Origin of the sequence: uncultured Granulicatella sp., from assembly GCF_963515615.1 — a bacterium.
In the GTDB taxonomy this organism is placed as follows: Bacteria; Bacillota; Bacilli; order Lactobacillales; family Aerococcaceae; genus Granulicatella.
This window is the reverse complement of record NZ_CAUPZT010000042.1, coordinates 1-14035: the sequence shown is the minus strand read 5'-3', so window position 1 is coordinate 14035 and position 14035 is coordinate 1. Positions and strand designations below refer to the sequence as shown.

Below are 14035 nucleotides of genomic sequence, written 5' to 3'. Positions count from 1 at the left end.
GGTGTAAGTAATATTATGGGGATTCAAACTCCTATGAACTTTAATAAACCATTTTTAAGTATCGATATTAAAGATTTCTGGAATCGTTGGCATATTTCATTATCTATATGGTTGAGAGATTTTATTTTCTCAAGAATTGTGATGAAATCAATGAGACATAAATGGTTTAAAACTCGTTTATCTACTGCTATGTTTGCATATATGATAAATATGGTTTTTATGGGATTTTGGCATGGGCTTTCATGGAGTTATATTATTTATGGAGTTTACCATGGTATTTTAATGGCTTCTTTTGAATGGTATCAGAAGAAATCTAAGTTTTATAAAAAATATAAACAAAAAACAGCATATAAAGTTGTTAGTTGGTTTGTAACGATGCATTTAATTATGATGGGCTTGTTAATTTTCTCTGAAAAGCCATATGAATTTATTATAAAATTAATGTCGAAATAATAAGGAGAGATTAGTATGTTAGAAGAAAAGGTATTGTCAATTATTGAAGAAATTTGCGAAGATGATGTTATTTATGAAGAACGTGATATTAATTTAAAAGAAGAAGGATTAATGGATTCATTAGCTTTCGTTGAATTATTAGTTCGAATGGAAGAGTTTGGAATTGAAGTGGCTCCTACAGAAGTAACTTATGAGGAAATTGATACGCCTAATAAAATTATTCACTATATTGAAACAAGGGTGAATCAATAATGAAAAAAATTCAAGCATTTGGAATAGCATTTGTACTTGCGCTATTAACACTTGCATTATACCTTCATGTTATTAATCAAAAATTAGCGAATTATTATCATGTGAGTGATAATAGTATTCGTTATAATTTTGAGTTTACAAAATATAAAGGTAGAGATATTTTAAAAGATAATATTGATGATAAAACATTAGTAGTACTAGGGTCATCAGAATTAGGAAAAGTGAGTGAACATCCTTTTCATATTAAGCAATTGTTTAATTATGATGATTTTCATATTATGGCAATTGGTGGAGGGAATTTCCAAAATATTATTCAAGCTTCCATGTTAGGCTCTTTAGGGAATAATTTTCCAAAGCAAAAATTTATTCTTAGTGAATCCTTTATTTGGTTCGATCAATATGGAATGAATCCAAAAGCCTTTTTAAGTCGTGTTTCAAATGAACATGTCTATTACACTTTAATCAATCCTAAAATTTCAAAAGAAACAAAGGAAAAATTTATGAAAAGAGTGTTAGAATTATCAAAAGATAATAAAAATGTTCATGAAACTTTTGAGCGATATAAACGTCGTTTAGTAGATCATAAAGGAACATTTGTAGATGATTGGCTCATTAAAATGGATGTAGAAAAATTTGCTTTAAATAATAAAATTAGTTTCTATTTTACAGGTAATGTAACGCCAATTCCTTCAAGTGGACCGGTTACTCCTAATTATGATTGGAAAGAGCTTCAAAATAAATATTTAAATGATGCTAAGGTACGAACTGAAGGTAATGATTTTGGGATTGAAAAGAGATATTATGCAGCTGAAATTCAAAACAGACTTGAAAAGTTGAAAAATTCTGCAGCTAAATATAAATATGATATTTCTACAGAGTATGATGACTATGCTTTAGTTTTACAAATGGCAAAAGAGATGGGATTAGAAGTCGAAGTTGTCAATTTCCCAATTAATGGTAAATGGTATGATTATATTGGAATTGGTCCAGAACAACGTGCGGTTTATGCTAAAAAAATAACAGAAATCACAGAATCATTTGGATATAAAATTATGGATCTAACTTCAAAGGAATATGAACCTTATTATATGTACGATACGGTTCACCCTGGATGGAAAGGATGGCCTGAAGTTGCTGAAGAAATGCTTAAATTTTATCAAAAAAATTAGCGAAAAACATCAATTATTATTATGGACAATGGCTTTCTATGTTTTGTTTGTCATGCTAGGGTTATACTTAATTCATGCAGATTTTTCAAATATCGAAGAATTTGTCTATAGCGCTTTTTAATAGAAATGAAAAGTTCCACACGACGTGTAAAGTTGTGTGGAACTTTTGTTTAGAATTTTATATTTAATAGTTCTAGCATTTCATAATAAGCTTTTTCAATTCGTTGGCGGGTTGTTTCATCTACCTTATTCGCATATTTTCCACCTGAAATATAATCTTCTGCTAGAAATACTTGATAATCATAAGCTTGATATCCTTGGAATGTACGGTTAATTGGAGTACGTGATACCCAAGTTGGATGTGCTTGAACACTAGTTAAGGTAGTTTGATTTCCTTCTTTTTGGATTGTAATATCCATAATGACACCACGTTCAGTCCAAATATTGTCTAATGTTTCCACACGTTGGTTGGATAATAAATTCCCCATTGAATAAATAATAAATTTCTTTTGTCCATCTTTTTCAATAGTTTCAGTTGGTTCGGCAACATGAGGGTGACCTCCAAAGATAACATCTGCTCCCCATTCAATCATTTTATGATAAGTTTCTACTTGAGCATCCGTTGGAGATAATTTATATTCCACTCCCATTTGTGGCATTATAATTGTGAAGTCTGCAATTTCTTCTGCTTTTTCAATTTGTTGTTTGACCTTATCCATATTTAAATCATATAAATGATTGTCGTAATCTTCTTGGGAAATGCTAGCTTCAATTCCGTTAAACCCATATGAGAAACCTAAAATAGCTACTTTAATTCCATTGACTTCTTTGACCAAAATTCCTTCGTTTGGATCTACTTTCACTCCAAAAATATCTAACCCTGCTTTACGAAAAGCTGTAGCAGTATATTTTAATCCACTAATTCCTGTATCTAAAATATGGTTATGAGCTAAATCTAAAACGTCATATCCTGCGTCTTTAATACTTTGAATGACTTCTTCAGGGGCATTAAAAATTGGATATCCTGCTAAAGGACGGTCTGGATTAATCGTTCCTTCAAAGTCACCTAATGCTAAATCAGCAGAAGAAACTAATGGCGTAATTTGTTCATAATCATTTTTGAAATCATAAGTTTGTCCATCGAAAGCACTACCGTAAACAATGTCATGATAGAGCATATCTCCACTAGCTGTAATACGAGCAGTTTGAATCGAGTGATGATCGGATGATTCTACTTTACTAGTTTCATTAGAGGAGTTATTTTTAGTGAGTGATTGATTCTCGTTTTGAATAATGGATGGAATATTTAAAATAAAGATAACAATAGCAATAGATGCTAATGCAATAAAAGTGAATAATAGTTTTGCCATTCGAGCTTCTTTTAAAGCACGTTTATGATGTGCACTGTTTTGACGTTGATTCATAGAATACCTCCCAATACATGAATTATCCTTATTATAAAGCAATTTTATGGAAACTACTAGCGGAATTTAAAAGGAATTATTAAATCTATGATGAAAAAATGAAAGTGTAATGAAAACAAATATTATATGAAATAATTTCATAACTAAGCGTAAATAGCTAGCCAATAAAGAGAAATTAAGGTATAATAGCTACGTACAAATAAATACTAGTTTTCTAGTATAAGGAGGAAATTTTAAATGAGTCGTTTAGTAAGTATGACAGAAATGTTGAACAAAGCTAAAGAAGGCAAATATGCCGTAGGTCAATTCAACATCAATAACTTAGAATGGACACAAGCTGTTCTAACTGCTGCTCAAGAAGCAAAATCACCAATCATCTTAGGAGTATCTGAAGGTGCTGGTAAATATATGGGTGGCCCATTAGTAGTTGCAGCTATGGTAAATGCATTATTAGAAACTATGGATATCACAGTTCCAGTTGCATTACACTTAGACCATGGTTCATCAGTTGATGTTTGTAAAAAATATATTGATGCTGGTTTCAGCTCAGTAATGTTTGACCACTCTCATTATCCAATTGATGAAAACATCGAATTAACTAAAGAAGTTGTTGCATATGCACATGCTAAAGGCGCTTCTGTAGAAGCTGAAGTAGGTACTGTAGGTGGTACTGAAGATGGCGTTACAGGAGGAATTCAATACGCTGACTTACACGAATGTGAACGTATGGTAAAAGAAGCTAATATTGACGCATTAGCAGCAGCATTAGGTTCAGTTCACGGAACTTATGCAGGTGAACCTGTATTAGGATTTGATGAAATGTTAGCTATTTCTGAAGCTACTGGTGCTCCATTAGTATTACACGGTGGATCAGGTATTCCAGAATATCAAATCAAAAAAGCAATCGAACGTGGACATGCTAAAATCAATGTTAACACTGAATTACAACAACAATGGACTGCAGCAGTACGTGCTAAATTAAATGCAGATGCTGAAGTTTATGACCCACGTAAAGTTATCAAACCTGGTTTTGATGCAATCGTTAAAGTAACTAAAGAAACAATGGATATCTTTGGTTCAACTGGTAAAGCTTAATCTAAATCAATGATGAAATTCGAAAGGCGAGAGAAATCTCGTCTTTTTTGTTCGAAAAAAGTAGTATTTTTATAGAGTTTAGAGTAAACTGTTGCTAAATGAAATGAAATTTTACTATAAAAGGGAGATAGAAATGAAAGTTAAAAAAAGGGTCACAAAAGGGGCAAGATTGTATTTGCTCATTAGTTTGTTCACAATATTCATATCATTCTTTTTGCTAAAAAATGTTGTTAGTTATACTGAACCAATTGAAGACATGTATATTAATCAACCTTTTAGTGAAAAGGAATTAGAAAAGGTTCAAGTGGTTCGAATTTATGATATCGAAAAAGTAGAATTACCAAATGAACAAAAAGTCTTTTATATCATCGAAGATGAATTAGGTTATCATATGTTAAAATCAGGGAATGCTAAATTAGACGAAATTGCAGAAGAAGCTAGCAAACTGTCAAAAGTAAGACCATTTGATAATAAATTATTTTTATTAAAAATAAGAGTTATTCCTGAAATTAAAAAAGGAAGAAGAGGAAGAAAAATTGTAAAGATTTCTCCGGAAATGCAGCAGGACTTTGAAGCTGTTTTTCAACAAAGTAATTTAGCGAAGAAAAAAGAAAGAGAAGCGAAAAATGATACAAATTTAGGTGATATCTATCAGGTATCATTCCTAAAAACAGACATCTATTTTGATGAATTTGATGAGATTGATTTATGGATTGAAATAGGAAAAAGTTTAATTATTCTAATTGTGGGATTAGGATTTTTAGTAGCATCTGGAAAAATTATTTATCATAATTATAAGAATTATCAAGAATTATTCGAACTGTTTCCAGAAGTTCAAGGGCATATGAATCTTTTAGTGGAAAATGCCGAGTATGTTTCAAAGGATTTTGCTCTATTAGTTTATAAAGGGTATATTATTATTCATGCTGATGAATTTTATGTGGAATCATTGGATAAAATTCGTGGTATTCGTAAGTTTAAGAAGAGTTATAAAGGAATTGTAGAATATTATTTACGAGTGAAATATAAAAATTCTGATGATCCCTATGAATTATCAATAGGAATGTTCGCAAGTAAGAGACATGTCAATGACGAACAATGGTTAGAGGAGAATTACAATATTCTTGCGGAGTTCTAACAGTAAAATTTCCTCATACTTGTATATAAGAATATGAAAGAGACAATTGGTGGTTGAAGGGAAATTATCAATTAGCTAGTGATTTTCGTAAGTAATTAAGGCCATAAGTTACTAATGAGTGACTTATGGCATTTTTGCGCAAAAATATATAAAATTAAATATAAAATTCGAGAGTTTTGACAAATAAGTACAAAATCGTGTATGATTAGTCATGTTTCTGAAAATAAATTGCTAAGAAAGGTAGCAACATAGGATAGCGCCAGGCTTATTAATACTAAATAATAAGTGACGAGGATTGAGTTTATCGAAATATTCGGCGGGTGACTCAAGGCAGTGCAGTCTACAGCAATATACAAAAATCTCTGTGGGGATACAAAATTTTTGCATGCACCAGAAACATTGAAAAATTTTTGTGAAGGGAACCCCTTCAGTAAAGGAGACTATATATATGTGTGGAATTGTAGGATGTATTGGAGATAACCGTATTCAAACGGTCATTTTAGATGGATTAGAAAAATTAGAATATCGTGGATATGATTCAGCAGGGTTATTTTTCGCAGATGCTGATGGTACAACACAATTAGTAAAAAAAGTAGGACGTATTGCGAACTTACGTGATGCAGTAGATGAAGAAATTCCAGCTTTTGCAGGGATTGGGCATACTCGTTGGGCAACTCATGGACCAGCAACTGAAAATAATGCTCATCCACATCGTTCTCAAAATGGACGCTTTACATTAGTTCACAATGGGGTAATCGAAAACTTCTCTGAATTAAAAGAAACTTATTTATCACATGTAAACTTCCAATCTCAAACAGATACAGAAGTTGCAGTGAACTTAGTAGAATATTTTGCAGAGAAAGAAGGTTTATCTGGTAAAGAAGCTTTCCGTCGTGCGTTAAAAGAAATTCGTGGATCATTTGCATTCGGTTTATTAGATGAACAAGCTCCAGGAGTATTATATGCCGCAAAACATAAAAGTCCATTATTAGTTGGAGTAGGAAATGGATTCAATGTTATTTGTTCAGATGCTATGGCAACTATTTCTCAAACGGATACTTATCTAGAAATTAAAGATGAAGAATTAATTACCATTACAAAAGACAAAGTGGAAATTGAAACAATTGATGGAAAAGCAGTGGAACGTGCACCATTTAAAGCAGAATTAGATGCAGATGATATCGAAAAAGGTGCTTATCCTCATTACATGTTAAAAGAAATGGATGAACAACCTGCAGTTTTACGTCGTATTATTAAAGAATATACGAATGAATCTGGTGAATTAGAAGTTCCTAGTGAATTATTAGAAGAAATCGGACAAAGTGATCGTGTTTACGTTGTAGCTTGTGGGACAAGTTACCATGCTGGATGGATTGGAAAATATTTATTAGAACAATTAGCAGGAATTCCTGTTGAAGTATTTTTAGCAAGTGAATTTGCTTACCATCAACCAATTTTATCTGAAAAACCATTTTTCATTTTCTTAACACAAAGTGGAGAAACAGCAGATAGTCGTCAAGCATTAGTAAAAGTGAATGAAAAAGGATATCCTTCATTAACCATTACAAATGTTAAAGGTTCAACATTATCGCGTGAAGCAACTCATACATTATTACTTCATGCAGGTCCAGAAATTGCGGTAGCTTCAACAAAAGCTTATACAGCACAAATTACAGTAATGGCTGTATTAGCAGAAGTATTACGTCGCACAAAAGGACGTCCTCAAACATTTGATATGAGTCATGAATTAGCCGTTATTGCTTCAGCCATCGAAGGTGTATTAGATGAAAAATCTGTTGTAAAAGAATTAGTGGATCAAAACTTACTAGATACAGCGAATGCCTTTTATATTGGTCGTCATTTAGATTATTATGTAGCAATGGAAGCAGCATTGAAATTAAAAGAAATTTCATATGTACAAACGGAAAGTTTCGCTGCTGGAGAATTAAAACATGGTACAATTGCCTTAATCGAAGAAGGTACACCTGTAATTGCTCTATTAAGTGAACCAGTAGTTGCAAGCCATACAAGAGGAAATATCGAAGAAGTGAAAGCACGTGGAGCTAAAACAATGGTGATTGCCATGGAAGGAAGCGAACGTGACGGAGACGATATCGTATTACCAAAAGTACAAATGGAATTAGCACCAATTTTAAGTGTTGTTGTAACACAATTAATTGCTTATTACACATCTCTTGGTAAAGGATTAGACGTTGATAAACCAAGAAACTTAGCAAAATCTGTAACAGTAGAATAATGATATGAATATGTAGCACACGAAAGACAACGAAAATGTCTTTCGTGTGCTTTTTGTTATGGAATTAAAAGGACGATTTTTCTAAAATATGATATACTGACAGAAAGAGAAAAGGAGAGTTGTAGATGAAAGTTGTATTTGTATGTTTAGGAAATATTTGCCGTTCACCAATGGCAGAAGCCGTGTTTAGACAAATGGTAAAAGATAAAGGATTGGAACAACATGTCATCATTGATTCTGCAGCAACAAGTTCTTGGGAACAAGGGAATCCTGTTCACTCTGGTACTAGAAAACAATTAGCAAAAGTTGGAATTTCTACAGAAGGAATGTATTCTAGACAATTATCCTCTGTAGATGCAGATGCGGATTACATCATTGGAATGGATTCGGAAAATATGATGAATATTAAGCGGATGATGCAAGGGAAGACTACTGCCAAAATTGCGTCATTATTAAGTTTTGCAGGAAGCAAGCGAGATATTGCAGATCCGTGGTATACAGGAGATTTTGAACAAACATATCAAGATGTTTGTTTAGGATGTGAAGCTTTAATGAAAGAAATTCAAGAGAAACTAGAGAAAGATGGAGACAAGTAATGGAGAAAAATTTTAAACAACAATTAATATTAATTGCAGTAGCTGCGACGAGTTTATTTTTCGTATTAAATATTAGGTATTTATACGCAGGAGTGAATACTTTTTTAGGAATGCTATCTCCGATTGTTTTTGGATTATTGATGGCGTTTATTTTTAATGTACCTATGAAACATATGGAAAATCAGTTAAAAAAAATGAAAATCCCAGCGTCTTTTAGAAGAAGCATTGCTATTTTAGGGGTATTATTGATTTTTATGGCAATTGTAGCAGCAGTATCATGGATTGTTGTACCAACATTAGCAAGAACTATCGTACAGATAGGAGAAAGTTTTAATTACTTAATAGATTTTTGTGTGAATTGGATTCAGCATTCAGGTTGGTTACAAGCAGCAGATGTAGAACGAATTACTAGTTTTATTAACCAAAGTAATATTGTTTCTAGTATCGTTTCCTTTTTAGGAGGATTTACTTCTAATGTGACGGGCATTTTCTCTAATGTATTTACGATTTTAATGGCAGTATTTTTAATGTTAAATATTTTAGGGAGTAAAGAACAACTCCAATATTTAATCAATCGATTATTAAAGGTAATTCTTCCTGAAAATCGATATGAGTTTCTTCAGTATATTGGGAGAATTACACTTGAAACTTATGATAAATTTTTAATGGGCCAATTAATTGAATCGATGATTATTGGTTCCTTAGTCTTTGTTACTTACAGTGTATTTCAATTGCCTTATGCAGCAATTACTGGTGTATTGGCAGGAGTGTTGTCGTTTATTCCATATATCGGTCCATTTTCAGCTTGTATGTTAGGGGCTATTTTCATTTTTACAGTAAGCCCAATTCAAGCGTTAATTTCAATTGGTGTCTTCTATGGATTACAGTTAATTGAGGGGAATTTTATTTATCCTCGTGTAGTAGGAAATTCGATTGGGTTACCAACTGTGTTAACATTAGCAGCGGCTTTAATTGGTGGAAATTTATTCGGAATTCTAGGATTAATTTTCTTCACACCATTGTGTGCAGTCATCTATCATCTTGTAAAGGAACTAGTCATTAAACGAGAAGAAACGTTGAAACTTTTGGATAAATGAGGTGAGAATCATCGAACAAAAGGAAAAAGAAATGTTCATGAGGGAAGCTTTAAAGGAAGCACAAAAAGCATACGATAAAGAAGAGGTTCCGATTGGCGCAGTTGTAGTGCTAAATGGTGAAATTATTGGACGTGGACATAATTTGCGTGAGAAAGAACAAGATGCAACTTTGCATGCTGAAATTAAAGCAATCAGACAAGCGAATCAAGTTCTAGGAAGTTGGCGTTTAGAAGATTGCGAATTATTTGTAACATTAGAACCATGCCCAATGTGTAGTGGAGCCATGATTTTGTCACGTTTGAAAAAAGTAACATTTGGAGCTTTTGATCCAAAGGCCGGAACAGCAGGAACATTTATGAATTTATTACAAGATGAACGGTTTAATCATCAAGTAGAAGTCGAACACGGCGTGTTAGAAGAAGAGTGCCAGCAAATTTTAAAAGCCTTCTTTAAAGGATTAAGAGAACGAAATAAAAGACGAAAAGAACAAAAGAAATTAGAAAACGATGAATGCCTTTAGGATATTCATCGTTTTTGTTACCTCTCTCTTGTAATGAATTATTCTATTATAGTGAATTCGATAAACTGGGATCTATTTCCTTACGGTATTCCATTACTTTATGTTCATATTTGTTTAAAAGTTCTCTAGAATAAATTTTTTCATTTGTCGAATTTTTAACTTCTTTCCAAAGAATAGATGCAACTTTTAACTTATTTAAATAAAATTTGCTACATTCATCTGAGCAAAAATCTTTTAGAAACTGATTCCATTGACAAGCTGAGCTATCATATTTTGCATAATCTGATTCACCATAATATATTTTAATCATATCTTGAATCGTGAATGTTATATCTTTATCTTTTTTTACTTTTCGCCATGCTGTTGCCATATCAGCATTAAATTTAAACGGACTAATACCTGTTACAGCTGAAAAATAATCACGAAATTTTTGGTTGAAAGAAAAAGCACAATGAAGTAATGGAGTATTCAAAGTAATATCTTCGACTTGTTTTGTCTTTCTTTTGTTCACTCTTTTGTCTACTTTATTTCCTAAAAAATATTGATGAATGATCTCATTCAATTCTTGCTTCGTACCTCTATACTCTAATCCAAGGGATTTGCAAATTTGTGATAGTTCTTCTCGGTACCAATAGTAGAGATTAAAATCTTCAAATGAATGGATATCTTTAAAATCAGGTCTTTTTTCTTTCATAATGTTCTCCTAAAATCATTTACTTATTCATTATTATAAATGTAATGAGTAAAATTGTACATTTTAGCTCATTAAACGATTTGAACAAATGACAACTTTTTATTTGGAGAATTTTAAGTGGGAGTAGAAATATGAAGAAGTATTATAAAGGTTTTACAAATTCAAAAATCAAAAACTTTACATTAAATCCCTGTATTGTTATACTGGTTTCGAAAGAAATGAGAGAACATTTGGGGTGCCTTTAAGGCTGAGATGATACCCATTGAACCTGATGCAGTTCGTACTGTCGAAGGGAAATGATTCGCTAATTATGTCTAATCCATAGGATAGATTAAGGAAAAGACTTATATTTGAATGATCATCTAATATCCTCTTTTGTTTACCTCATCATTTGGTAAATGAAAGAGGATTTTTTTCCTCTAGACAAAATATGGAATAGGAAAGGAATGGTTATATATGGGGAAATATGCTTTTAAAACGGGAAATGCTGTGGAAGAATTGCTAAAAAATAGTCAGAAAGATTGGCAAGCTGCAGTCAATCATCGTTTTGTACAGGAGCTTTTTGAAGGAACGATTGAGGATGAAGTGCTAATAAAATATTTGATTCAAGACTATCATTTTTTTGATGCTTTTTTATCTATGCTAGGGGCTTGTGTGGCACATGCTGACACGCTTGAAGCAAAATTACGATTTGCAAAACAATTAGGATTTTTAGAAGCAGATGAAGATGGATATTTTCAAAAAGCATTTAAAGAATTAGGAGTGGCAGAAAATGAATATTTAGAAGTAACGTTACATCCTGTGACAAAAGAGTTTCAAAAACTAATGTATTCAGCAGTAGATTCATCTGATTATGCTCAGCTTTTAGTGATGTTAGTCATTGCAGAAGGTTTATATTTAGATTGGGGCTCTAAGGAATTACCTCTTCCAGAGAAATATGTTCATCTGGAGTGGATTCATCTTCATAGAGGAGAATTTTTTGAAGAATGGGTTCAGTTTCTTGTTGATGAGTTGAATAGAATTTGTAAGGTTAAAGTAACTATTTCAGCATTGCAAGAACGTTGGAATCGTGCGGTAGCTTTAGAATTAGCATTTTTTGAGATTGGGTATGAAGGTTAGTTGTTTATAGTACATTAAATAGAATATTGATTTTAATGGAACGTTTTTACTTGTGTTTGACACACAAGAGGAAACTTGGATTTCCGAAATTTGCAATTCGTTTTGTTTTTGGTATAATGAAGATGTAAAAAGAGCCGAGCTGGAACTCGACTCTGATGTAGCCCGTTAAAAAGACGGTGGCTTGTTTATAGTGTTTTAATAACACCGCAAACTATACCCAAGTTTTGTGCGGTGTTATTTTTTTGTTTTTATATCTATTAATTTGACAATAAGTGATACTAATGCAACTAGTAAAGTCGCAAAAGAGCACACTAATGTCAAAGTTTCATAGACTGACAAAATACAACCTCCCTTCGATAGATTTGGAATAGATGCTCATAAGCATCACCTACCTTTATAAGAGATTGCCACCGCTTTAAAACTTTCTACGCGGAGAGTGTACCATAAACGAAATGAAAATAACAGTGAAATGTGTAAAAAATCATGTTGTTATAATAATATTCTTTTGATTATTTTTATTTGTGTTTCATTGAGACATTATCACTTGTGTTTGACACTCTTTTTGAAGTTGATGGTATTTAAGATTTTTATCTCATAGCCATTTTCTTCAGCATCTTGCCACATTCAACGACTATCGTTCCCTTAGGATCTGTAACACAATATGAAGAGTGCATTTGCATTAGGTTCGGCTTTACATAAAATCTCGTTTTTTCTGAACCAGAATCACCTATAACAAGTACATTTTTATTTCTTGCATACTTTGGATTTGCCGGTCTTCCATTTATTGTTAATCGCTCAGTTTGAGTAAGCAAGATATTATTTTGGAACTTTTCATCCACATACGGCTGAATATCTTTTGTCGTTCCCCATGAAGCGTTTTGTCAAGTACCTTTTCACATTTATTAACGCCTTATTTTGAACAACAAAAAACAGCAAACCTGTTTGATTTGCTGTTAATTAAACCGATACATAATATTAAATGATAACTATCTTGAATACAAAATTTTTGAACGATAGCTATTCCTTCAACTCAAGTCAATCAAATAATTATTTACTAGATAACTTAAATTGCTCTTCTTTCTTATCAAAACTTAGTAAATAGTCTTTTCCTCTTTCAACATTAAGCTCCACTTTTGCAGGTCCCCATGTTGTAGTAACGCTTTTATGTAACACTCCAGGTCTAGTATATGTGTAAGTTACTTCTAAAACAATATCTCCTGGATCTGCACAAACTATATATTTTGCTTTTTCATTAAAAATAGCAGCTTCACCACTAATTACTCTAGCATATAATTGTTTTTGAGTGATTACATTATTTCCGGAAGAAAGCTCAATTTTCACCGCATTAGGATGTGCAGCTAACCATTTATTCAAGGCATTTTTGTTCATTTTACTTGACACAAACGAAAAAACAGCCGCTAATATAAAAATTGCAATTACAACATAGGCATATACTCCCATTGAAAAAAATGCTTCTAAATATTTCTCCATTTTCATTCTCCTTTTTAATTATTTTTATTAACATCATTTAATTTAATTGTTTTGCTTTTTACTCCAACCACTCCTAAATCTTCAATAAGTTCATTATATTTTCTTTTTCCTAGCGAAGATAAATCAAACATTTCCTTATTACCATCTTCTGTATAAAGATATAAGAAAAACGAGTCATTGTTTCTTTGTTCTGAAGAAATATGAACTTCATTTAGATTATAGTTAAATTCCTTTTTCCCATCGTTTATCGATAAAAGATTTCCATTTATAATTATTTTAGTTCTCAATTGCCTAAATATACTTATTACAACCAAAATAATGATGATAGAAGATATAATAATTGCAACTTTATATCCTCCAATTACTCCGGAAATTAAAAATGCAACAAGTGCTCCAAAAATCATTATTATTAAATTATAAATAACCGCAACTAGGCTTCTTCTATATATTTTCTCCAAAATTAACCGTCCTTAAAGTACAATAATGATACTAACGTATATCTAATTTTAAAAACAATATTACGTATAAATTATATATCTTTGTATACAAAATATCAATCTTAATTTTTCACCATGCACGCAATATTTATTCACGTAAAGTTTCAAAGTAACTTCTAGTTTTGATACTTAACTAGAAGTTACTTTGAAACTTTACGCGTGAAAACTATTTTCTTTGCTGTTAGGGTATCATACATTTGTGACAAAAAAGAATAAAAAAAAGAGAACCAATG

Annotated in this window: 15 protein-coding genes, 1 pseudogene and 1 riboswitch; of the genes and pseudogenes, 10 read left to right on the top strand and 6 right to left on the bottom strand. The window is 31.8% G+C overall.

The annotated features are described in order from the left end of the window. From RYL55_RS06910 to dltD, 3 genes are all read left to right on the top strand, one after another. On the top strand, positions 1 to 453 hold a 453-nt coding region (locus tag RYL55_RS06910), incomplete at its 5' end, for an MBOAT family O-acyltransferase (RefSeq protein ID WP_315008222.1). Positions 454 to 468: 15 nt separating this feature from the next. Further along, a complete protein-coding gene (gene dltC / locus RYL55_RS06905) occupies positions 469 to 705 on the top strand; it encodes a D-alanine--poly(phosphoribitol) ligase subunit DltC (protein WP_227932385.1) in 237 nt (78 codons plus the stop codon). Then, positions 705 to 1874: a D-alanyl-lipoteichoic acid biosynthesis protein DltD gene (gene dltD / locus RYL55_RS06900; protein ID WP_315008221.1), complete on the top strand. Its 1170-nt coding sequence runs from the start codon at positions 705 to 707 to the stop codon at positions 1872 to 1874. Before dltC ends, dltD begins: the two co-directional genes overlap by 1 nt. Positions 1875 to 2044: 170 nt before the next feature. Here the strand turns inward: dltD and RYL55_RS06895 are convergent, their stop codons facing one another. After that, positions 2045 to 3298, bottom strand: coding sequence for a CapA family protein (locus tag RYL55_RS06895; protein ID WP_315008220.1), 1254 nt, complete (start codon positions 3296 to 3298; stop codon positions 2045 to 2047). 237 nt (positions 3299 to 3535) lie between these two features. On the opposite strand from RYL55_RS06895, the gene fba reads away from it, so the two are divergent. The 6 genes from fba (at position 3536) to tadA (ending at position 10001) form a co-directional block, all read left to right on the top strand. Continuing rightward, positions 3536 to 4393, top strand: coding sequence for a class II fructose-1,6-bisphosphate aldolase (fba, locus tag RYL55_RS06890; protein ID WP_314111965.1), 858 nt, complete (start codon positions 3536 to 3538; stop codon positions 4391 to 4393). A gap of 133 nt (positions 4394 to 4526) precedes the next feature. Continuing rightward, positions 4527 to 5531: a hypothetical protein gene (locus RYL55_RS06885; RefSeq protein WP_315008219.1), complete on the top strand. Its 1005-nt coding sequence runs from the start codon at positions 4527 to 4529 to the stop codon at positions 5529 to 5531. Between the two features lie 448 nt (positions 5532 to 5979). Beyond that, positions 5980 to 7788, top strand: coding sequence for a glutamine--fructose-6-phosphate transaminase (isomerizing) (gene glmS / locus RYL55_RS06880; protein ID WP_315008218.1), 1809 nt, complete (start codon positions 5980 to 5982; stop codon positions 7786 to 7788). A 125-nt stretch (positions 7789 to 7913) separates the two neighbouring features. Then, complete coding sequence (locus RYL55_RS06875; RefSeq protein WP_315008217.1) at positions 7914 to 8384, top strand: low molecular weight protein-tyrosine-phosphatase; 471 nt, start codon at positions 7914 to 7916, stop codon at positions 8382 to 8384. Further along, positions 8384 to 9481 (top strand): AI-2E family transporter, encoded by a 1098-nt coding sequence (locus RYL55_RS06870; RefSeq protein ID WP_315008216.1) that lies wholly within the window; start codon positions 8384 to 8386, stop codon positions 9479 to 9481. Before RYL55_RS06875 ends, RYL55_RS06870 begins: the two co-directional genes overlap by 1 nt. 7 nt (positions 9482 to 9488) lie before the next feature. Continuing rightward, positions 9489 to 10001 carry a tRNA adenosine(34) deaminase TadA gene (gene tadA / locus RYL55_RS06865; protein ID WP_315008223.1) on the top strand — a complete coding sequence of 171 codons (513 nt, stop codon included), beginning with the start codon at positions 9489 to 9491 and terminating at the stop codon, positions 9999 to 10001. Positions 10002 to 10047: 46 nt separating this feature from the next. Here tadA and RYL55_RS06860 read toward each other — a convergent pair whose 3' ends face one another. Next, positions 10048 to 10695, bottom strand: a complete 648-nt coding sequence (locus RYL55_RS06860) for an SAP domain-containing protein (RefSeq protein WP_315008215.1) — start codon at positions 10693 to 10695, stop codon at positions 10048 to 10050. Between the two features lie 221 nt (positions 10696 to 10916). Further along, positions 10917 to 11007, top strand: a riboswitch (TPP riboswitch). A 144-nt stretch (positions 11008 to 11151) separates the two neighbouring features. On the opposite strand from RYL55_RS06860, the gene RYL55_RS06855 reads away from it, so the two are divergent. Further along, complete coding sequence (locus tag RYL55_RS06855) at positions 11152 to 11814, top strand: TenA family protein (RefSeq protein WP_315008214.1); 663 nt, start codon at positions 11152 to 11154, stop codon at positions 11812 to 11814. A gap of 234 nt (positions 11815 to 12048) precedes the next feature. Here the strand turns inward: RYL55_RS06855 and RYL55_RS08475 are convergent, their stop codons facing one another. The 4 genes and pseudogenes from RYL55_RS08475 to RYL55_RS06840 all read right to left on the bottom strand — a co-directional run bounded on the left by RYL55_RS08475 (position 12049) and on the right by RYL55_RS06840 (position 13763). Then, entirely contained in the window at positions 12049 to 12153 is a 105-nt protein-coding gene (locus tag RYL55_RS08475) for a putative holin-like toxin (protein ID WP_399545746.1), read from the bottom strand. A 207-nt stretch (positions 12154 to 12360) separates the two neighbouring features. After that, positions 12361 to 12692 (bottom strand): annotated as a pseudogene (locus RYL55_RS06850) (type IV secretory system conjugative DNA transfer family protein); the annotation flags it as partial. A gap of 169 nt (positions 12693 to 12861) precedes the next feature. Further along, entirely contained in the window at positions 12862 to 13305 is a 444-nt protein-coding gene (locus RYL55_RS06845; RefSeq protein WP_315008213.1) for a hypothetical protein, read from the bottom strand. Positions 13306 to 13319: 14 nt separating this feature from the next. Continuing rightward, complete coding sequence (locus tag RYL55_RS06840) at positions 13320 to 13763, bottom strand: hypothetical protein (RefSeq protein ID WP_315008212.1); 444 nt, start codon at positions 13761 to 13763, stop codon at positions 13320 to 13322. Positions 13764 to 14035 lie beyond the last annotated feature (272 nt).